This window comes from Acinetobacter sp. WC-743, from assembly GCF_000335555.1.
Lineage (GTDB): Bacteria > Pseudomonadota > Gammaproteobacteria > Pseudomonadales > Moraxellaceae > Acinetobacter > Acinetobacter bereziniae.
The window spans coordinates 20860-41887 of record NZ_AMFQ01000010.1 but is presented as its reverse complement, the minus strand read 5'-3'; the positions used below and the strand labels follow the sequence as shown (position 1 = coordinate 41887).

Sequence of the window (21028 nt, the reverse complement as noted above, 5' to 3'; positions counted from 1 at the left end):
GTGGCTATCCCTCTAAATTGCTTTAACCTACAAAACATATTTTCTACTAAGTGCCTGATTTTATATAAATACCAATCCATATGGTCATTGTTTGATTGGCTATTGGTTTTTTAGGTATATTGCTTTTGTTCCAGTTGCTCTAATCTGCTGTCTTAATGGCTCTGAATCGTAGCCTTTATCTGCACATACAATCTCTGCCTCATTTAAATGAGTTTTGAAATTAAATCAGGTGCGACTTAACATCATGTGTGTTCCATCAGTAATAATGAAATCAATAGGATTCCCATTTGAATCTACAACTAAATGTATTTTGGAGGAGTTTCCTCCTGCACTTTTAGAGATTGCCTGATCAGCAATACCCGCAGAATGTTGATGAGCACGAATATGGGAACCATCGATGAATAGCCATTCCATATCGGTATTCAGTGATAATAATTTGAATATAGTGAGTAACTTACCACTACTTGACCAGCGATTAAAACGTTTAAAAATAGAGTTCGGTTGTCCAAAGCAAGTGGGTATGTCACGCCAAGGACATCCAGTTCTTATCCTATAAAGAATCGCTTCAATAAAATTTCTTAAATTTGAGTTGAGATGAATGGATAAATTACGCAAAATAGCTTTCAACTTTTGCCAGTGTTGATCTGTTAACATGGTACGAGGCATAGCGAATAGTAAAATTGGGTTTGGCGATTTAATTTTACTACTTCGCTATTTTTTAATCTAAAAGTGTCAACACACCCTAAATCTTTTAAAATAAAAACCACTTTGATTGAGTCAGTCATGTGATACGCCCATTTTTAATTGATTTAAAAAAATGATCTTAGAAAGTGTTTAGGGCAAATTGCTAATTTTTTCTTCATTGTAAGCTAAAACGACATTTGGCATTATTGATTCCATCTTTTAACAGTGAATTTGTATGCAAATTTCTAAAATAAGACACTTTATATTGATAATGTTGTGTACAACCGCAAGTAACTTTGTTTACGGCTGTGAACCTGCAACACCTGATTGGGCAATGCTTTTTCAAGCTGCTGATAAAAACAAAAATAAACTTCTTGAAAAAAATGAGTGGGTTGCACTAAATCTATTAAAAGAGCCAATGCCATGGGTAGATCCACCATCAAAAAAAGACCCCAATCGGTTAAGTATATTCGAGAAATTAGATGATGATAAAAATGGGAAACTCAGTAAAAATGAGTTTGCTGAAGGTGTCTATAGTTACTATTTTACAAATCCATGTGCGGAATTAGAATATCGAGAGCAAATTAAACCAGATTCTACATGGCAAAAATTTATGAATATTTTATTTAAAAACTAACCACTATTGAATAGTCTTCTTACGAGAGTATAAAAACTGGACTGTGATAACTCGGCTTTAATATTTGAATTTTTAAAAGTATATAAAATTATTCATTATTATTTGGGTTTTGTTGCATACATTCTTGCTCGATGTCATTCATAAAATTCGACGTGATAACCATTTTACCCATTACACTCGAATTAATCGGCTCTTTATAAGCTTTTTGAATTAGTTTGTTAATTTCATTTTTATTGTATTTTTCGTCTACAGAAAGGAGCTTATTTTGAAGATCACTTATCTTTCTTCCATCCTGTCTGAACCCCATAATTGAAAATGCTCTATTTGCTAGTACGAAGTAATGACCACCTTCATCGTTCTGAAGAATATCTTCGAGTTCATTCGTTTAATTTTCAGCAAATGCTTTGGATGAAACCAATATAAACAACAATAAAAGCAATCTCAATTAGTGGTGGAACAGCAGTGTCAGCAGTAGCCGTATTAATCCAATTTGGGCAAAGTTTGAGTTCAGTAATTTTAAGAGGCGAGGAATAACCACCTTGCGGAGTTGTAAGCCTGAGATTTGCACAGGCAATAAAAAAACCGCCTTTCAGCGGCATTCTGTAATTTGAGATTAAATGCATTTATTTTCTGGATTGTTTATTTTTTCATTTAAATATTTTAAATTGTCTAGCCACTCATCTTTACTAGCATTAATAAAAAATGATTTCTCTTTTGCAGATTCATACTCTTTAAAGTTGTTTAAAATATGTAAATCAAAATCCCTTTCTGCTTTCCATGTTAAACAGTCTCTAGCGGCTTGAATTTTAATTTTATCTTCAACCTTGGTAACCATGTTCCCGTCAGGATACCTGTAAACATCATTACTATTAGTTTGAGCCTCAATAAACTTAGTTTGCAACCTGTAGTATTCATCTTCAAATGGCTGAGCTACCCCCGCAAAACTGTTAGTCACAAATAAAAATCCTAAAAAATAAATTATTAATTTCATTTAAGTTTTTTCCATTATTTAAAAAATTAGCAACATTATACTGAAAACCCTAAATTCTTAAATGTCTTCTCATCAATTTCTTTTAACTGCTTCAGTGTATATTTCTAGTCAGTTAATGGATTAATCAATCTCTCAATTAGATATTTGTCAGTTTTATATAATTTATATCAAGTCTTGCCAATTCACCTGCAACTGGCAAAGTATATTCACCATTTTTCTACAAAAAAGAAAAAGAATTTCCAATCTAATATTACTAAAGTTCTACCTTGTAATTGAAGCTTTTCAGCTTCTTGGCAATAATCATAAAAATAGCCCGTCTAACCCTCAGCTGTTGATTCAAGTGTGATTTTTTCATCAACACTCACAGCTTCAAAAGCACCAGTGACAATTTCACGCGCATTATCTGGATTTTTTGCACAAATTTTACCAAACTCTGAAATAGGCAGGCGTTTTAAAGTACTGCCATGAAAGAGAAATCCTTACCAAGTGAACATGAATTTAAGTTTTGCTGCTTTTGTGATGGTGAATTGATAGAAGAAAAGGAGGAAGGTTGATGGAAATTGATCGTCATGTCCGAGCTAATGTTATTATGGATTACTTAGAATAAGGTAGCAAAAAGTTCTACTCTGAAATTAACAAAGGAAATATCAAACGGTCCAATCGAATTTTGGAAAAAAATGTGTTCTGGTATGAGTCCTATGTAAAGCAAAAAGTGGAAGAATTTAAACAAGAATCTGATATTATAGCCTGCACCTAGCAGGCTTTTTTTATTTTGTGCTGTGACTAGGTACTTTTGCCAAAACGGGTAACCTAACGGGTATCCAAAATCACCAAACAAAATAAATTGATAAATTTCTATAGGTTAGTATCAATATGCTTCTAATGATCGAAAAAAAACATTGAGCAAATTAAATAAAACTACAGCAAATTTTAAAATCTTATAATTTATAAAATTCAATCATTTATCAAACTGTATAAAACCTTGAAAAACTATACAAAACGCATCACTTTGAGTACATTATTGAGTACACCTAAATTTTTCTCAAAGTGTACTCAATGTTAAGCGATACAAAAATCAAATCATTAAAGCCAACTGATAAAATTTATCGAGTTATTGATTCACTGGGCTTATATATTGAAGTTCGTCCCAATGGTCGAAAGTATTGGCGTTATCGTTACCAATGGCAAAAAAATACAACGATGGTTGGTATTGGTGAATATCCAATGGTTCAATTAGCAGAAGCTAGAAAGAAAAGAGATGAAGCTAAGGCACTTTTATTAAGTGGAAAAAATCCAGCTCAAGAAAAAAAAGCCAATACTCAAGTAGAAGTTACATCGAATACATTTAAAGATATTGCAGAAGAATATAAAAATGAATATCTAAAATCAAAGTCTGAGCGATATGTGAATCAATTTGACACCTCTATGAATAAAGATGTCTACAAAGTAATTGGTGACAAAGATATAAAAGAGGTCTCATCTGCTGATATTCTTACAATTATGAAAAATACGATTAAGCGTATTAAAAAACAAAAAAATTTCGGTACTGGTGAAGTAACAGCTATACAAAATCGAAAATTTATAGGCGCTGTAATGCGTTATGCAATTACCAGTTTACGGGCTGAGTACGACCCTACCCTTGCAGTAGTTGGCGCAGTCCAACGACCGGATGTTGAACATGCTCGACCATTGACGAAAGAAGAAGCTAAAAATCTAAGAAGTAAATTAGAAAACTATAGAGGATCTACAACTGTAAAAAATGCAGGGTTGACGATGTTGTACTCTATGCTAAGAACTATTGAAATAAGACGTATGCAGTGGGATTTTGTGGACTTTGAAGCAAGAACTATTACATTCCCAATTGCTTCTAAACGTACTGGACAAGCGCGCACAACTAAGAAAAATAGAATTCATATTGTTCCAATGTCTGATCAAATTTTTAAAATTCTGCAAGAGCAGTATGTTGTAACTGGAAACCAAGAATATGTTTTTTCTTCAGTCTATAAAACTGGGATGATTGCCTCCACAACATTAAATAGAATGCTTGAGTATATTGGGCTTGGTGAAGTAACTGCACATGATTTCAGAGCTACAGCATCAACACTACTGAATGAAAAAGGATATGATGAAGATTGGATTGAGAAGCAGCTTGCACATGCAGATGATAATAAAACAAGGGCTTCATATAATCATGCAAGATATTTAGAAGAAAGAAGAAATATGCTACAAGATTGGGCAGATATTGTAGATAGTTGGAACGATATTAAATGAAATATATCATATTGAAAAGTTGAAATAAAAGATAAAAAAAATGCATTTTTTTTATCTTTAGATTAACATTGCAAAATGATTACAGTCTTGTTTGAAATTATTTTAGAAATTCCGAGATTTTATGAAAAAACTTACTAAAAATTGGTTGTTAAAACAAACTATTGCAACCCAAAGAGACCTATATACAAAATCAAGGAAAGAAAATATAAAAAATGAGTTTAAAAAAAATAAAAGTATCATTTTTGAACCATTTTTTAGTCTGGGCGAAAAACATTGTCGAAGCAAAATATTAAAAGCAACGAAACAAATTCAGAATAGACAAACACCTAGAACTGATGATGTTTTGTATTTAGATTTCAGTAAAGTTGAAACTCTTTATGCGCCAGCTACAATATATTTTTCACATATAATCGAGCGATATAAGAAAGTAAAAATACACTCTAGAGCTTCGAGTAAAAGTAGTATAGTCCGTGCCATGATGACAAAACTTGGTTTACATTCGCACCTAGGATTAGCTGAAAGTTATTCAAATCATGAAATGACAAATTGGCATACATTTCAAGGAACTGATTTAACTTTTGGCAAGGACTATGATGAGATTGAAAATATTCTTTCTGAAAAATTAGAATATGATACATTCTTAATAGTAAATGATGCTATTTCAGAAGCAGTAAGTAATGTTTTAAATCATGCTTACGATAAAAATTACAGATACCTTGGATGGAAAGTCTCATTAAAAGTTTCATCTGATTGTCTTTCACTGGTCATAACTGATTTAGGAAAGAGTATTCCGGCTACCGTTCCCGATAAAATTGATGATCATATGAAAAATAGATTAAAAAACCTCTTCGATTTGAATAACTTTTTTGGCATGGACGATGCGCAACTAATTGATGTAGCCAGTGTATTTAGAAGAACTAGTACAAATGAGAAACATCGTGGTAAAGGCTTTGGTGATATGTTAGAAGTTTGTAAAACTGTCAAAAATTCTACTTTAATGGTTTATAGTAGAAGAGGAATTTGGGCGAGTGATGGACAAAAATTTAAGAAAATGATTAATTTCAAAGATCAAATTAATGGTACAATTATTTTCTGGAAGTTACCCTTAGTTTCTCTTTCATCTTCTCAAGAGCACGAACTCTAGTTGAATAGGGGGATGGACATGACTGATATGATTATTAACATTGCTACAGACTTTTATCCTCGCCCTGCTGGGCGCTTTTCTTCTGATGGAGAATATACTGGTGAAACTTTTCGTGAAAAATTTTTGACACCAAATTTAGAAGTTATTCAAAATTCTAATGGATCAAACAATCATCTGATTGTTGATTTTACTGGTGTTACAATGGCAGGTTCATCTTTTTTAGAAGAGGCTTTCGGTGGTTTAGTCCGCAATAGCCGATTTACTAAAGATTTTTTGAAAAATGCATTAGTTATCAAAAGTCCTAAACGACCAATAATTAAAGAGCGAATTGAAACATATATAAATGAGGCTTAACAATTGTTAGAGTTTCTTTGGGATTGTAAAGCCAATATTCTTATTGGCTTATTTTCTTTCTTCAGCTCATTTGATTTTGTGAAGCTCCTTGTTGTGGTGCCTATATATGTTTTTGTTCAAAGGGTTCACAATCAAACTCAACAGCGTTCTTTAAAGTCAATATCTGATGAAATCATCAAAATAAATGATTTTGTTATTGAATTTGTTATCAAAATTAATAAATTTCAAATTGGCGAAACAGTAGATGAAAAAACTCTAAATGAACTTCTAATTTTGAAAGCTAAAATAAATTCACATCTGAACTATTTGACAGAAAATATATTAGCTTTTCCCTATGGAGGACCATTGAATTATGCTTGTTTCTTCTTGTTCCGAAGATATGTTTCTAAACGTTCTAAAATTAAATCAGAATCGCTTGATGTCATTTATCAAGAAACAATTTTAGATGATACAATATTGAGTCTTGAAAAAAAATTTGTTAATAAAAATAATGAATTAATTGTTAAGACCAATAAACTACAAGATCGAGATGTTTTATTCAATAAATCGCATACTCAAATTTATAATATTAAGAAAAAACAGCGTCTTGCTGTACTAGATCAAGAATCAATAGACAAGATAGTCAATATTGGAGCTGAACTAATTTCTCATTTAGAGAATAATTCTCGAAAAGTTTTCTGATTTATTTTGGGGGTTAAACATGTGCTCAAACTATGAAATTCCCACCCGAAGCTCCCTCGCCTTTCTTGATGTCGAGCCTGATCAGTTAGACCTAGAATTAAAATCGCATGTCTATCCAGGATACCATGCTCCAATCATTATGCGCGGTTTTGATCTAGATGTCGGTAAGTTTGGACTTTTGCCGAGTTGGGCTAAAGATTTCAAGTTTAGCTCACATACATATAATGCGAGAACTGAAACTGTAGCTGAGAAACCAAGTTTTCGCCATGCATGGAAGTACAGCAAGTTTTGTCTTGTACCTGTTCAAGAATTTTATGAGCCCAAATACATTGATGGCAAAGCACATTGGTATGTAAAAATTAGCCCTCACTCAGAGGGCTTTCACGCAAATACCAACACTCACATTTGTATTAACAGTGTGGGCAGTACAACCAGTTAGAAATGAGCAAAGTAAAAAACTAATTATCTTGAGCTGCATATTTTAGATTCTCAGCGACTCGATTAGTCCACCCTTTGCCATAAGTTGCCCAAGTTTTTAAGGACGTATAAAAACTCAAACGCTCAGAAGCCAACAGTAATAGAACATCATTCACATCTTTAGCATTTACTGCAGCAATTGTTTTAGGTCCTATAATTCCATCATCCGGAACACCAACAGACTGTTGTAGCTCCTTGATTGCTCGACTCTTCCCCGCATTTACAGCAAAGTCCCACAATTGAAAAACGATCGCTGGGTGTAATTGATCAGCCCCTAATTTATCCCACCAATCCTTTTTATAGATTGCTTTGGCTTGTTCAATGGTTAAGTTTTTAAGGTCTAAATTTGGGTATGTATTGGCAGCAATTCCGTAATTAGTACCTTTTAATACCCCCTTTCCAACTTTTCCACCCGTCCAATTACCAGGATCATTTCGATCAGTTGAAAATCCACCTTCATGGCCAATTAATCGATCAAATGCTTTTTCAAAATTCATTTAAATATTGCTCCAAATGCCTCTTTAACCTCAGAGATGATTTCATTAAAAGATTTGCCTTTAAGTAGCTGCACTGACTGGTAAGCAATACCAATACAAAGCATTCCAAAAATGGCAAAAATCAACATGACAAATCCCTGTGCCATGTGTGTGTAGTGGGTTAAGTCGTAATACTCAATAAATGCAGATCCACCGTATAAGCTGATAGCAACACTGAAAGTAAATTTCATAATGACGCCCATCGTGATTTTGATACGTCCTTGAGTGTCTATATCTCCTGATAAAGTAAGTGCAAAAATTGCCCCAATTACCGCAGCCATAATTTTAAAAAGCCATGGTAAGCTTTTGATTGAAATCGGATCGTTCAATGTATTTCCCCTAATTTTTGGCAATAAAAAAGCACCCGATTGGGTGCCTGTATTTGGTTAATTTCATACTTCTATCTGAACCACAGTGCCCTCTGGTGCAGATCTTTTGATTTCATTATTCGAGATAAAAACTTTTGTGCCGACTGTGTAACGTGCATTACTCGTGCACAGAACTAAACCACTGCCATCAATCACTAAAACCTTATATTTAGGATGATCTTCATGTGTGATGGTCCCAATAAATTCGGGTGACTTAGGCAGTAAATTTAGTAAACGTTTTAATGCATTACTCATCTCGATTCACCCTTTCGACCTTAATTGCTTGATTAGTAACGGCGTGAGTGAATGAGACAGAAACAGCATCAACAATGCCCCACCAACTGCCATTAAAACCGATCAATTCACCCGGTGAACATTCACCGATTTCGACACTATTTGGCATCGCAATACTGTGTGTTTCAACCATACCTGCTTTTGCTAACTCAGCTTTACCAAATGCCCCCATGCTATCCACTGTAAACAATGGGTTATTCACTGTTTCAAGCAAAATATCTGCTGCAGTACCTGAACGTTTAACTTGACCAGTGTTACCAGTTCTATCATTACTTAATGTGATACCGTTATAGTCTGGATAGAGCTCATAGTCAGTCGATAAATCCGTGACAATACTTTCGGGAATTAAGCGATCGTAATCATTTAAAATCACGTTATCCCAAAAAGTTTTTTTATACTTCGGTTTGATTGTGAGCTTATTGCCGGCTTTCTCACTGTAAACGAAACCGCCTGCACTCTCTGCCAACATTTTAATGACGGCAATCGGTGTTTGATTGGAATAGCTTAAGCTGTTGATTGGAACAATCCAGCCCAACGCATCAACCAGTTTCCAATTCAATTCGGCTTGATTATTCACTCGATCCAACTCAGCTTGCGCTAACTGTACCGAGGTTCTTTCATTCTCCTGTAAATAAGTTCTTGTGGGGGCGTATGGCGCATCAAGTAATGCGGATTGACTACGCCCGGATAGGTTATAGGTGATATAACCGAACTTTTGAGATCTGCTACGGTTTTCAAGTAGCATATGATGCTCATGCCCATTCACCATAATTTTTAAAATCACGGGTTGTGCATTGATTGGCTCAAGTTTACTGATTTCACTATTTGGAACGGTCAAACTATACGACCAACACCATCGGCTGCGATCGCTACTATAATTGCCATCCAGTACATTGATATTTTCACCATTATCTAACCGTGTTACAGATAATTCATTCACGATATACCACCAATTCTTATTGCTGATTTCAGGAATTTGCGGTTTCTGAGGATCAGGTAAACATTTATCAGGTTCAAAATTTAAATGAGCGTTAAGGCGATCGACTTCATTAGTTGTGCAGCAGAAATTGAGCCTAATACTTTTCTTATCCCAGCCCTGTGGTGTAATTTCCTCAGGCTTTGGCCAAGGCTGAATTGCATGTTTTCGATAATGAATTGATTTCGCTTTTTCCCATGGAATTGCGTCTGTAGTTATGAACTCTAAGCCTTGATCAGCAATGAATTGATAACGCTTTTCAAATACATGAGCGACTTCATGTGAGTATCGAATAATCTTGTTTTTTCGGACCAATTCAACCCAATCGAAAATTGCATGAATCTTGAGTTTTTTGGATTCTTCAAAAACTAAATTCTGAGTAATGAAAGCTAATTTATTTTCTTGCCAAACAAAGCCTGTAACACCTCTTAAAGTCACAGCCTGTTCATATACAGCACGTACAGCCCTATGCAGATTCAAGCCTTTGTCAAAACGATTGAACGGCTGAATACTTCGGGTAGCACCAAATTCATACTGAAGCCCATTTTGATGGGCGCGTATATAAGGATCTGACCAGATTAAGCCAATTGAATTGCTTAAGACCCTTGCCCGGCTTTGAAATGGATATAGGCTCTCACCAAACACACCACGATTAAAATTAATATCAAAACGAGCATTTGATTCAGATTTAAAATTGGTTTGTATGGTGCTTACTAGACTGCAAAAGCGATCAATGACGACTGCGTTAATTGCAGCATTGAATGCAGTGTTTAGATTACTATCAATTGTTGAAGCATCACCCACCACACCTGTTATATAACTTTCTAAGCGTGTCGATATAACTGAAGAAAGCGCATTATAGTCATAGGTCTGAGCTTGCATTTTGGCAATGAATGCTGTGTTTATAACGGCATCTAATGATGCTGTTTCTGCATTCTCAGCCCCGAAATTTAATGATGTAGATCCTGTCGCAAGATCTTTAAATTTCAGGTCGACATGGTGAATCTTGGGAGGTGTATAGTTAGACACATGCTCACCTCTTAAACGTTCGGCTTAAACACAATTGAGTTCAACATCAAAGTGCTACCTTGAATTAATCCGGGATTATTCAAGCTAATATCTGTTCCCACTTCAAAATCGGCAACCGCTTTCCCTGCGCCATTGAATAAACGTGCCCATATTGCTGTGCCATTTTTAACGACCACTGAAGCATCAGTTTGATGAAGCTCAATGCTGTCTGCATTCATTTTCTTAAAACAAGGCTTCGGCAAAGTGAGGATAACCAAGCGAGTTGTATTATCCGCAGCAATATCTAAAGATTCAGGTTTTGCACTACTATAAAAAACAAAGGTAGCATTTGCGCTACCTTGATCAATGTAAGTTGCCAATGCTTGCAATTGTGCAAGACTCGCTGCTATAGATGGGACAATCATCAGCTCACCTTATCCTGTACTGCAATGTTATATTCGCCTGCTGGATCTACAGCCAAGACATAACTTTTAGAATCACTTTGACCAAAGAGCAAATAAGTGCCGTCACTTTTAGAATGTGCTCGACTTAACAACTCACCCGTAATTCGATTATAAGCTCGTACGGGGCAAGCAATTGGAACGTTTAATTTCGTGGTTATCCCTTTAATTAAAATGTTCGCCTTATGTGCCAATGCTTTGGGTGAATACTCACCATTTAGTATCTTAAAAGCTGGTCTAGACCCGACTTGGCTAAATTCACTTTCTCCAAATAGGATTTTCATGCTTTATTCTCCATCGTAGATAGTGAAAAATAACATTCCTAGAGTTCCACCAGTGTCTGAACGCATTCGGCAACCGATATATGCTTTGTTTGGTTCAGAGAAAATTGCGTAATTTGCTGTTGCAGTCGCATCATTCACACAAGCTTGTACCAATGGTAATGCATCCATAATGTAACCATCTGGATCAGCGAAATATATTGGTGAGAGTACATAACCTTCAGTTGGATCTGATTTGATTGAGTTGGCAGCAGCACCAGAAATAACATTACCAAAACCGCTAATCAAACGGCTATAACGAGTGTTTATCAGAGCGCCTGAATACCCTGTCATTGCTGCTACTTCTGCCCTACCAGTATTTGAAAGAGGTGTACCAATAGATATGTAATCATTAAATGTTGCTGAATGATTGGATGCACAAAGAAATGGCTTGGCTAATCCCTTATGTTGAATTACTCCAAAACAATAAGGGGCTTCAAAAGTTTGCCCAATAGTTAAACCATTAATTAAATAAAAGCTATCTTTTGTCCCAATCAGCACCCAAGGTCGATTTCCATTTTGAGGTAATTGATATTCTGATACATATGTTGAGTAAGCTACATCAGCAATGGCTGCATATCGCCATTTAAACCATCCATTACTATTTCCTTCTCCTGTCCAGTTTCGACTGGGTTTTGTCGGATCGAATGGCGCTTGATTGCCAGTTAAATCATCAATGCCAGTGCAAGAATCTAAAATACCCACTTTGGCATATTTTGCATAATTGGTGTTATATACAGGATCTAGACTGTTATCGACTCTTAAAAAATAAGGATTCGCTGTTCTATCTTTTGCGCTATAGACCGCTTTTTGTGTGCCTGAAAATGCCTTTTTCCATCCCAAAGATGCTAATTTGCAAGAGATCGTACCTGTAGCCATCGTATCGGGTGAATTAATGACAAATTCAATCGTGTTAGAGGTCACACCTAAAACTTTATGTTCGCCATTAAATATCTGTTGATCTGCATTGGAAATCTCAACAACTTGGAATTGCTGTAGGTTATGACTTGTGCCAAAAGTTGCCGTTGCTACTCCATCTTTTACGACCAGTGTTGAAACCAATTGAGAGCCCATGCCTGTGACCAGACAAGCATCGAGCACATCGATCATACAACCCCATGAGTTTGAGAGTTGAGGCGCATTTGTATTTCCAAAACTAAACCACTTAATATCTGTATTCGACATTTCTTTTACTCATAAAAAAACCGCCTTAGGCGGTTATCAAAAATTAATAGGATTTATAGAATTCGGTCTATATCACCGCGTAGCATGATTTGAAATTGATCTGTAAGCTCAGTGGGTTCAGACTGTTTAACGGTACGAATTACCCAAACTGGATGCATGGCTGCATGGGTATCAAAAAAGATTACATTGCCAGGCACCCAACCAGTTCCCCAACCTTCTTTTTTAATCTTGAAGTAAGGTACACCTGTAACCGGGTTAATCGGTGCATTGTCACTGTTGATGTTGCCTGTTCCGATTTGACCTGAATACTGACCAATAATTCTAAAGTTTGTATTATCGGTGAAAACAAGTGCCCAACGTTCTTGAATTGCGCCCTTATTGGTCATCACAATTGGATATAGCGCATCGTTATAGCGTGCTGAAATTGGTGCGCCTGTAGGCTCATCAACCCACACATTGCTCCACGTACCTTGTGAGAACATATTTGAATATCGTGCATACATATCACCCACAACCAATGCCGATCCAACAATTGTATTTTCAGCTTCATAATTGTGTGTCAAAGGTTTGGTAAACGTGACTTGTCCACTGATTTGAACATCACGAATTAACCCCATATCCTGATAACGATATTCAATGCTCAAAGGTGGAGTTAAAGCATTGATTGCGAAATCTCCATTAAGCGTGACTTCCCCATAATCGTAGTCCACAACATACATATCGAAAGGAACTTTCACGCCTTTACTGTCTTGAAGCTCACACCACGAAATACGCTTATCATCTAATATATAGGTTTTACCCGCTATATGATCAGGCATCACCATAGATTTGGCAGCGCTGACAATGCCAATATCTCCAACACGGAAGATCGGTACACGGCCATTCGGGGGTAAACGTGTTGCAGATAGACCTAAAATCGAAGCATCAAGCGGAATATAGGTATAAGCCACGGCATTATATTTAACAGAGTCAGGAACAACCCACACAGGCACATTGATATACTTCTTGTTCAGCTCTTCGTATTCTAAAAGTACGTCGTACCAGTCTTTTGCTTCAATTTGTGGTCTATTTGCTTCAGTAATTTCTGTCTTGGTATAAAAATCAATATCTACAAAACCAGTTTCATAATTCACTGAACCATGAGCTTTCGCTGTATCCACTTTGCCCAACTCATCAAACTGGATAGTTAAAGCGCCAAATTCAACCGTACTCAATACCACTGTCACTGACGAAGGGCGAATCGGAATAACTGGAATTCTAAAACTGATATGGTTTAACTCAATCGCATCAGTAGTCGTGGTCAATGACTGTAATGAAATAGCGTTACCGCTAGATGGCGACCAAGAATCAATTTCAACTTCACCAGTACCATAATTCACAGATCCCGAACTGATACCAATATTTGTAGTGCTGTTTATGTTTCTAAACATCACGCCATTTCGGTCCACATAAACATCATTTCCAAGTTTAAAACGCACTGAATTGGTCAATACCTGTTCGCTAAACTGTGGCGTTAAATCAATTTTCAGCTTATCCGCTACAACTTGCTTTTCATTGGGGCTTAACTCTGGTGTATCACGATATTTAATGTTGATATTGGTCGGATAATATGATTTTAATACCATTTTTTCCGACTGAATGGATTCTGTTTGTGGAGAATAGTAGCCCATTATTTACTCCATGATTCAAAGACTTGATAGGTTTTTTGATATACCAATATTTCTAAAAACGGCTTAATCACTACAGCGCCAGTTATATAGTTGATGGTTCCGTGGGTGTTACCTAACTTGTCGTTTAAGTTTCCCGTTGTATCATCAATTTTTGAATCTGTTAAAACCAACTCCCCCCAACGTTGATTTAGTTGGTCCTGTAATTCCATTTTTAACTCGATACTGCCTGCCTGAAGCGCATTGCCTGTACCCACATTAAAACTTAACTCTTGATCCGTTGAAGGCGTTGTAATTAAGTTTTGATTGAGAGGGTAACCACTGTTGTAATTAATGGTGAAAACTGTGCCTTTTTGCGGTAACTGATTTGGAATGAATCTGCCCACGCCCGTCGCATAATTGATCTGTCCAGTCGCATCGCCTGTAAACTTGCCTTGTGCATTACTCGTCGCTACTTTTTCAACATCCTCAAGTTTCCACTTCACCATTACACTATTTGCTGCCACCGCCTCACCGAGTTGAAGCTCAAAGCTTGGACTCTCAAGGGTTAAATTTGAGCGTACAAAGGTTGAAATTGGTGTGCACCACAACACCAGAATATTGCTCCCGACATCTGCAAGTTCACCCGTAGTCAGAAGCCACGAACCTGTTTCATAATTGATTGAACCAGATCCAATTGATGTGGCACCTGCCTTAAGCTGTCCAGATCCATCATCTTTAAGTTCATAAAACTTACCTTTCACCATGAAAGACACCGCAACGCTACCCGGTGCAGGTGGGGGAACTAAAACCCCTGTCCAGTTTGAACCTTGATTTGCTTGTGTGACTTTAATCGATTGGCTCTGTGTATTTTGAGTGGGTGCAGAAGCAGGTTTAAAAGATACATTTAAATTCAATGATCCTGTACCTGCTGCACTGGTCCATTGAATCAAACCCTTTTGATAATCAATTGTGCCGACTTGTGTGCCTGAGGTCGTTTTAAGTAAGCCACCAATATCACTCACTTGAAGATTAAATAAGGTGAAACTCACACTAGAAGGCATGATGCTTGAGCCCAAATAAAGATTTTGAGCTTCAGCAACATAGGTTGCATAACTTGCTGTGACCACCCCATCATTACCTGGCACCAATGCTACTTTTTCACCTGCAGCATTTACATCGATGATTGCAGTTTCACTTTGAGCGCTTGGGATAATCTGAGTGAATACATCCTGAACATTGACTGTAAACTCACCCACTTGAATTTTTTCAGTGGCTTTAGTCGAAGAATAGTATTTACCTGTGTCCGCAACCAGTGTTTCACGGATAATCGTTGTTGACTTTTCACCAGCGTACCAACTTTTTGCAGACAAGCCCACAAAATCAGTTTCAAGCGGATCGCTAATACTATAAGTCGCAATCTTATATTCGATTTCCTTTAACTCGATGACAATTTTTGAAATACGAGTTTCAACTTTTAAGATACGAACATATTGCTCATGACTATTTACTTTGCCCTCATTTGAAACCAATACGATCGCATCACCGACATTACTCTCAGTTTCAGTGGTAAACATACAGACTTGAATCTGTTTCATACCTTGCCAAAGCGTATCGAGTGGTGTACCTGCGATTTGTCCACCTTTAGCAAGATAGGATTCGACTCGGTTTTGTGCTGATTTACGCTCATCCGTATAGCTTCCTGTACTAAATAGCAAAGCCGACACTGCAGGATCCTTCGGTGTTTCAGAAATAAAAACTGTAGAACCCATCAATAGATCAGTATCATTGGTCGATACTGCAGGAAAAACTTTGCGCATCGAGACGTCACCAAGGGTACGGTCCAATTCAGATACATCATTGAAAAGGTTATTGCTCTGACCATCTATAATGACTTGGCCAGAATATTTACCACCCCCGTTGTCTGTATCAGTCAAACGTTCCGACTTGTAAATTACAATGTCTTTGGTTTCAATCATCGTTTAGCTCCAAAAATCGCATTGTGACGTTGTAATAATCATCTTCAGAAACCGTAGGAATTCCCTTTACTGGCTTGGCTTCAATTGCCCCTGCTTCATGATTAAACATAACTTTGAATTTTCGTTTGTCATGAGGGTAATCAAACTCAAGATAAAAATGCTCTTGAAGTGCTGACCAGTCCATAATTTTGCTGAGTTCACGGCGTTTCACCCATCCCATACTGGATTCAGAGGGTATTAATGTGATTAGACGCCCTGCTTTTTTCTTACCCTCTTGAACAATAAGCGCACCATCAATGGCTCTATTTTGTTTCTGTTCAATCGGCTTCCAGTCAAATTCGTCAGACCACAAAAAACCGTTCTCTAAAAGAACGGTTTGATTGGTCGCTTTGCGTATTAATTTCATCAATTAACTACCTTTGTTGATGGCTTCAAGCTCACTAAGAATCGAATTAAGATTGGATTCAGCTGATGGCGAACCATAAACATCAACTTTGTTCTTTCCGGTACTAATTTCATACTTCACAGTTTTGGATGCGCCTGTGTCTAGTGTTGCAGATGTATTGTTAGAATATTGACTATACCTCTCCAATTGCTCTCTTACATAGTTTGCATTTGACATTCCGCCACCCCCACCTGCAAATGCACCAACAATATCAAAGCCGTTTTTTGACAACCAGCCCATAGATGCGTTTTTATAGCTTCGACCATCTGCTGACTTAGAACTCTCAAGAATGTTTTTAGCAATTTTGGTGGCATTTTTATCATCGTAACCCATTGCTTTAAGTTGAGCTTCAACTTCAGACTGATTAAATGCTAACCGAGTTCTCTCACCTCGTGGTGTTACATGCATACCACCTTGCTGAGAATCCAAAGCCTTGGCCCAAGCCTCAGATGAAGAAAGGGCTTCTTCTCGGGCTACTTCACCCATGCGACGATAAGCACTCGTTACACCATTGGATACTCTTGAAGCATGATTGTCAGCAGCTCTATTCATCTCATCAAAAGATTGAACTGTGGCTTTGCCTGTATCGTCTATTTGCACAGATAAACCAAGCGATGCAGCTTTAGCCTGTGCTATCGCGATTTGCGACTTGTCACCAGTTGCAATCACACTATTCAACATTTGTGTGTAGGCTTGCTGAACACCCTCTGCTGTAGCTTGACCGCTTTTTTGAACAACGTTGAACTGCGATGTTGCTGTTTCTGCTGCTAAGGTTAATTGCTCTTTCGTTTTTATCCCAAGAGCATTAAATGCAGCCAAAACTGGATTTAAAGAACCACCTAATCCATTTGCTTTTTGCTCAATCAAACTTAAACCATAAGCTGCTTGTTCACCAGTGATTAAGCCTTGTTTCGCAAGTTGCTCAAGTTTGCCTTTTGCATAATCAAGCTCTTGACCAGTTTGAGCGGTATTAATCGCTTTATTCACGCTCTCCGAAAGCGCTAATCCTGTATCAATACCTTGCTGCTTAAATTCATCAAGATGATCTACAACAACTTGAATATCATTAGATGCTGACTGAAATGTTTTAGAGAATCTGCCTTGCAGTTGTTGAGCATCTAGACCTGTTCTTTCTAAAGCTAAACCCATCACAGCTTTTGTTATTTCAGCACTTTTCTCAGCCTCTTTAGCAGTACCAGCGAATGCTGCTTTAGCATTGGTTTGGAATACAACTAAATCCTCATTAACCAAAGCGTTTCTAAGCACATCCTGAACATCTTTCGCAGTAGCTTTACCTGTTTTTTGTAGATAATTTAAAGCTGATACAGCGTTATTGATACCAGCTGTTGAATCAAATTTCATTGATTCGCTAACTTCTTTCAAAGCTTCTGCTGACTTTTTACCTGCTGTAATCAAGCCATTAAATTGCGTGACTAATTCTTGAGAGGTTTTGCTCAAACCATAAGATTTATTGATGCTCTCTTGTGCAAGTCTATTATTTTCAGCTTGCAATTCAGCTCTTACTTTTGCCTGGATGGCTTCATTCTTTTGCTGTTGCTCTAATTTTTCTATGGCATCACCATAGCCCATTAGTTTTGCAACACCCTCACCAATAGCTGTGCCAACTGGCTCAAAAACTGTTGGAACTAATACGCCGATTGCTGTAATTGCGACACCTAAAGAACCAAGACGCCCAATCATCGTCATAATTCCACCACTAGCACCTGTAGCAGCCTTTGAGATATTGGCTGATGTATTACTTGTAGCAGCATTGTTAGCGAGTTGAGCTTTAGTGTTTGCAATCACTGCTGTTGTTTCCTGAGTGATTGCAAGTGATGCCGCCCTTACAGCAGTTGCTTTGTCTAAGAACACTGATGCGATATTCAGTGCTTTGTATGCAACAAAAGCTTGCGCTGCGAGCTTGAGTGTATTGAAAATACTATCTAGGTTTTCAGCAACCCAGTTTAATGCTTCAGCAACTTTTGCACTTATACCTGTACTTTGGTCTAGTTCACCTACAAATACTGTCCATGATGTTTTTAAATTCTCAATTGATCTACCAATTGTCACAGGGAATTGAGAAAATTCCTTTTGAATGGTTTCTGACTGACCAAGGAGAGCTTTAGTCACAACCTCGGTTGTAAGCTTACCCTCACCAGCCATATTTCTAAGCTGACCAGTTGTTACATTTAACCCATCAGCTAGTGCTTGTGTTAATCGTGGAGACTGCTCCATCATTGAGTTAAACTCATCACCACGAAGAACACCGCTCGCTAAAGCTTGTTGTAGCTGTGTAATTGATGCTTCTGCACTTTCAGCACTACCGCCTGAAATTTGAATCGCTTGGTTAATTGTAGTTGTTAACCCTAAAACATCCTTTTGCGGTATTTTCATTTCTTGCCCGATTTTCGTTAATCGAGCATACAAATCTCCAGTAGCTGTTAAATTTGAGTTTGTTGTTTTTGCAATATTAATGACATCATTTAATGCTTGCTTCGCATCACCATGACTTCCAACTGCGATTTTGACACGGGTATTTAAGTTATTCCACTCATCAGCGGTTTTTGCAATTTCCATTGCAGAAGTCCCAATCCCCAAAGCGGCAAGTGCACCAGCTACCGCACCGAAACCCGTCTTAAGTCCTGATAACCCGCTATTTAGTTTTTTACTCGCATTATCTGCTTGATTTAACTCAATGCTTGTTTTATTCAGTGAATCATCTAAGGAACTTATTTGGTTCGCTGTTTCTTGGGATTCGTTTCCAAGTTTATCTAATTGCGAGTTAAGCGAACTAACATCTTGTTGGCTCTTCTTAGCATCTTTGCTGAGATCGTCAGAAACAGCATCTGCTGTTGCTTTATTTGTTTCTTCTGAAGTCTTTTTTAGTCGTTCCGCTTCTTGTTTTATTGATTCCAGAACAGAATTTACTGAACTTTCAGATTGCTTTACCGCACTTACTAGACCTTTGTTATCACCATCTAGAATAAGTTTAAATGTTAAGTTTTGACCAGCCATTACTTTTCCTCAGGCAATAAAAAACCACCCAATGGTGGTTTATGCTTAATTTTAAATTTTAACTACAAGAGAACTGCAAGCACCCTTAGAAACTATTTAAATCCAAAAAATGAGATCAGGATTTTTAATCAATTGATCTCTCCTTATTGTCAATAGAGCACATCTACATCCTCGATTTGGGGATTCCCAATGTAAAATAGCCTGCTCTAAAAAAATATCATCAGTATTAAATACCTTGTTTAAATACTGGGTACATTCCAATGGGGTGTTTGTATCAATCAATGGAGACCATAGCAAAACTCTGTCCTGTCTTTTTTTTGCCTCATCAAACATGCTAAAAAAACAATGCCTATTAAAGAACCACGCAGCATAATAATCATCAATTCTAAGTAGGTTTCTATCAATCTGTGATCGTATGTGTATTGGATTTAATTCAATGTATCTCTCTAAAAACCTTTCATACAAATTAGGTAATTTTTTTAGGTTATAGTTTTTCAAAAAACCAAAAATATCTAATATTTCATATTTGAAATATTTATGGTCTGCTTTGCACTCAATACCGATATCCAATAAGGCTTGCTTCTCTGATGCGTCAAAGTTTAAATCAAACCATTTTTTGTAGAGCTGCTTCTCATCAATATTCATGGTTAATTTATTGATCCACAAGAACAACATTTTAATGATTTTTCAGGCATTACAGCGTTGCAAAACCTACATTTTCTAATTAAAGGTTTAACCTCTGTTATGTGGGGCTCTTTCCCTTCTGTTATAGCGCCCCTATGCTTTTGTCGTACTTCATCAGGATTTACTATTTTAAAAAATGATCCGAAAAGCAAAATTAAACACCCTATAATTAATACCACCCAACCATATTGAAGCTGAATTGTATCCATCATTGCGCTAGCTGCGTTACCAAAAGGATTGTTAGCAAGTTTTTCAGACATCTCGATTTTTGCATTACTTATTTTTGTATAAACCCTATAAAGGTCAAAAAACACGATACCCAAAGAAGAAATAGCGACAATACGAATAATATTAATCTTATTTAAAATAGTTAATGCAATAGCTGCAATAGCTAAGCCCGCAATAATTAAACCATCACTTCTGCCGTTATTGAATAACGATAATGAACCCATTATTGGTACACTGAGAACAGGTAAGAATGCGCCTATCAGCAAAAGAATAGCCCCTACTAATAAGATTAATTGCTGTTTTGAAATTGATACTTCCACAATCAACGCTCCCACTGAATTCTATAGATTTTGCCTTCAAGCACTGTAATTGTGTATTTCAAGCCATCAATGCTGTAATAGAAGTCTGTGAAGAATACTAATTTACCTCTAGTATCTCGACCTGAGTATTCATATTTACCATCAGGACGTCCAAGCTTAGACATCATGGTTCCTACAGAATCGTTATACTCAACAATATCATTTGTTGTTCTAATGCTTCGAGCATCAACAGCAAAGACATCCGCTGAACTTAAGAGTGCAAGTGCTAATAATAATTTTTTCATGAAAATCCCCTCATTATTAGAACAGGATATATTTCGAATG

The 21028-nt window shown here is 36.8% G+C and carries 21 protein-coding genes and 3 pseudogenes; 6 read left to right on the top strand and 18 right to left on the bottom strand.

Features of this window, described 5'->3' with window-relative positions:
• Positions 1-666: pseudogene (locus ACINWC743_RS01440) on the bottom strand (IS5 family transposase); the annotation flags it as partial.
• 253 nt (positions 667-919) lie between these two features.
• On the opposite strand from ACINWC743_RS01440, the gene ACINWC743_RS01435 reads away from it, so the two are divergent.
• Positions 920-1321: an EF-hand domain-containing protein gene (locus ACINWC743_RS01435; protein WP_227510921.1), complete on the top strand. Its 402-nt coding sequence runs from the start codon at positions 920-922 to the stop codon at positions 1319-1321.
• Positions 1322-1713: 392 nt separating this feature from the next.
• Here ACINWC743_RS01435 and ACINWC743_RS01425 read toward each other — a convergent pair whose 3' ends face one another.
• From ACINWC743_RS01425 to ACINWC743_RS25155, 3 genes and pseudogenes are all read right to left on the bottom strand, one after another.
• Positions 1714-1944 (bottom strand): hypothetical protein, encoded by a 231-nt coding sequence (locus ACINWC743_RS01425; RefSeq protein ID WP_035299985.1) that lies wholly within the window; start codon positions 1942-1944, stop codon positions 1714-1716.
• A complete protein-coding gene (locus tag ACINWC743_RS01420; RefSeq protein ID WP_005032415.1) occupies positions 1935-2312 on the bottom strand; it encodes a hypothetical protein in 378 nt (125 codons plus the stop codon). The genes ACINWC743_RS01425 and ACINWC743_RS01420 overlap by 10 nt, the downstream gene beginning before the upstream one ends.
• 178 nt (positions 2313-2490) lie before the next feature.
• A pseudogene (locus tag ACINWC743_RS25155) lies at positions 2491-2782 on the bottom strand (terminase); the annotation flags it as partial.
• A 586-nt stretch (positions 2783-3368) separates the two neighbouring features.
• Between ACINWC743_RS25155 and ACINWC743_RS01415 the strand changes: the two are divergent.
• The 5 genes and pseudogenes from ACINWC743_RS01415 to ACINWC743_RS01395 all read left to right on the top strand — a co-directional run.
• Positions 3369-4583, top strand: coding sequence for a tyrosine-type recombinase/integrase (locus ACINWC743_RS01415; protein ID WP_009584043.1), 1215 nt, complete (start codon positions 3369-3371; stop codon positions 4581-4583).
• Positions 4584-4704: 121 nt separating this feature from the next.
• Entirely contained in the window at positions 4705-5727 is a 1023-nt protein-coding gene (locus ACINWC743_RS01410) for a hypothetical protein (protein WP_009584036.1), read from the top strand.
• 18 nt (positions 5728-5745) lie between these two features.
• Entirely contained in the window at positions 5746-6081 is a 336-nt protein-coding gene (locus tag ACINWC743_RS01405; protein WP_035299982.1) for an STAS-like domain-containing protein, read from the top strand.
• A 3-nt stretch (positions 6082-6084) separates the two neighbouring features.
• Complete coding sequence (locus tag ACINWC743_RS01400) at positions 6085-6762, top strand: hypothetical protein (protein ID WP_009584039.1); 678 nt, start codon at positions 6085-6087, stop codon at positions 6760-6762.
• 19 nt (positions 6763-6781) lie between these two features.
• Positions 6782-7114: pseudogene (locus tag ACINWC743_RS01395) on the top strand (SOS response-associated peptidase family protein); the annotation flags it as partial.
• A gap of 106 nt (positions 7115-7220) precedes the next feature.
• On the opposite strand, the gene ACINWC743_RS01390 reads toward ACINWC743_RS01395, so the two are convergent.
• The 14 genes from ACINWC743_RS01390 to ACINWC743_RS01325 all read right to left on the bottom strand — a co-directional run bounded on the left by ACINWC743_RS01390 (position 7221) and on the right by ACINWC743_RS01325 (position 20988).
• A complete protein-coding gene (locus tag ACINWC743_RS01390) occupies positions 7221-7736 on the bottom strand; it encodes a glycoside hydrolase family 108 protein (protein WP_009584046.1) in 516 nt (171 codons plus the stop codon).
• On the bottom strand, positions 7733-8104 hold the full coding sequence (locus ACINWC743_RS01385; protein WP_009584066.1) for a hypothetical protein: 372 nt from the start codon (positions 8102-8104) through the stop codon (positions 7733-7735). The genes ACINWC743_RS01390 and ACINWC743_RS01385 overlap by 4 nt, the downstream gene beginning before the upstream one ends.
• A gap of 63 nt (positions 8105-8167) precedes the next feature.
• Positions 8168-8398: a hypothetical protein gene (locus ACINWC743_RS01380; RefSeq protein ID WP_004831754.1), complete on the bottom strand. Its 231-nt coding sequence runs from the start codon at positions 8396-8398 to the stop codon at positions 8168-8170.
• Positions 8391-10442 carry a hypothetical protein gene (locus ACINWC743_RS01375; RefSeq protein ID WP_009584071.1) on the bottom strand — a complete coding sequence of 684 codons (2052 nt, stop codon included), beginning with the start codon at positions 10440-10442 and terminating at the stop codon, positions 8391-8393. Before ACINWC743_RS01375 ends, ACINWC743_RS01380 begins: the two co-directional genes overlap by 8 nt.
• Before the next feature lie 11 nt (positions 10443-10453).
• On the bottom strand, positions 10454-10846 hold the full coding sequence (locus tag ACINWC743_RS01370) for a hypothetical protein (protein WP_009584072.1): 393 nt from the start codon (positions 10844-10846) through the stop codon (positions 10454-10456).
• Entirely contained in the window at positions 10846-11166 is a 321-nt protein-coding gene (locus ACINWC743_RS01365) for a hypothetical protein (RefSeq protein WP_009584051.1), read from the bottom strand. Before ACINWC743_RS01365 ends, ACINWC743_RS01370 begins: the two co-directional genes overlap by 1 nt.
• A 3-nt stretch (positions 11167-11169) precedes the next feature.
• Positions 11170-12387, bottom strand: a complete 1218-nt coding sequence (locus tag ACINWC743_RS01360) for a hypothetical protein (protein ID WP_009584064.1) — start codon at positions 12385-12387, stop codon at positions 11170-11172.
• A 53-nt stretch (positions 12388-12440) separates the two neighbouring features.
• The gene (locus ACINWC743_RS01355; RefSeq protein WP_009584062.1) at positions 12441-14057 is read right to left on the bottom strand and encodes a hypothetical protein; all 1617 of its coding nucleotides are present in this window, start codon (positions 14055-14057) and stop codon (positions 12441-12443) included.
• Positions 14057-16012 (bottom strand): hypothetical protein, encoded by a 1956-nt coding sequence (locus ACINWC743_RS01350; protein ID WP_009584056.1) that lies wholly within the window; start codon positions 16010-16012, stop codon positions 14057-14059. The genes ACINWC743_RS01355 and ACINWC743_RS01350 overlap by 1 nt, the downstream gene beginning before the upstream one ends.
• Entirely contained in the window at positions 16005-16418 is a 414-nt protein-coding gene (locus ACINWC743_RS01345) for a hypothetical protein (RefSeq protein ID WP_009584049.1), read from the bottom strand. Before ACINWC743_RS01345 ends, ACINWC743_RS01350 begins: the two co-directional genes overlap by 8 nt.
• Before the next feature lie 3 nt (positions 16419-16421).
• Entirely contained in the window at positions 16422-19472 is a 3051-nt protein-coding gene (locus tag ACINWC743_RS01340; RefSeq protein WP_009584022.1) for a tape measure protein, read from the bottom strand.
• A gap of 96 nt (positions 19473-19568) precedes the next feature.
• On the bottom strand, positions 19569-20117 hold the full coding sequence (locus ACINWC743_RS01335; RefSeq protein ID WP_009584023.1) for a hypothetical protein: 549 nt from the start codon (positions 20115-20117) through the stop codon (positions 19569-19571).
• Between the two features lie 2 nt (positions 20118-20119).
• Positions 20120-20704, bottom strand: coding sequence for a hypothetical protein (locus tag ACINWC743_RS01330; protein WP_009584033.1), 585 nt, complete (start codon positions 20702-20704; stop codon positions 20120-20122).
• Positions 20705-20706: 2 nt separating this feature from the next.
• On the bottom strand, positions 20707-20988 hold the full coding sequence (locus ACINWC743_RS01325; protein ID WP_009584067.1) for a hypothetical protein: 282 nt from the start codon (positions 20986-20988) through the stop codon (positions 20707-20709).
• Positions 20989-21028 lie beyond the last annotated feature (40 nt).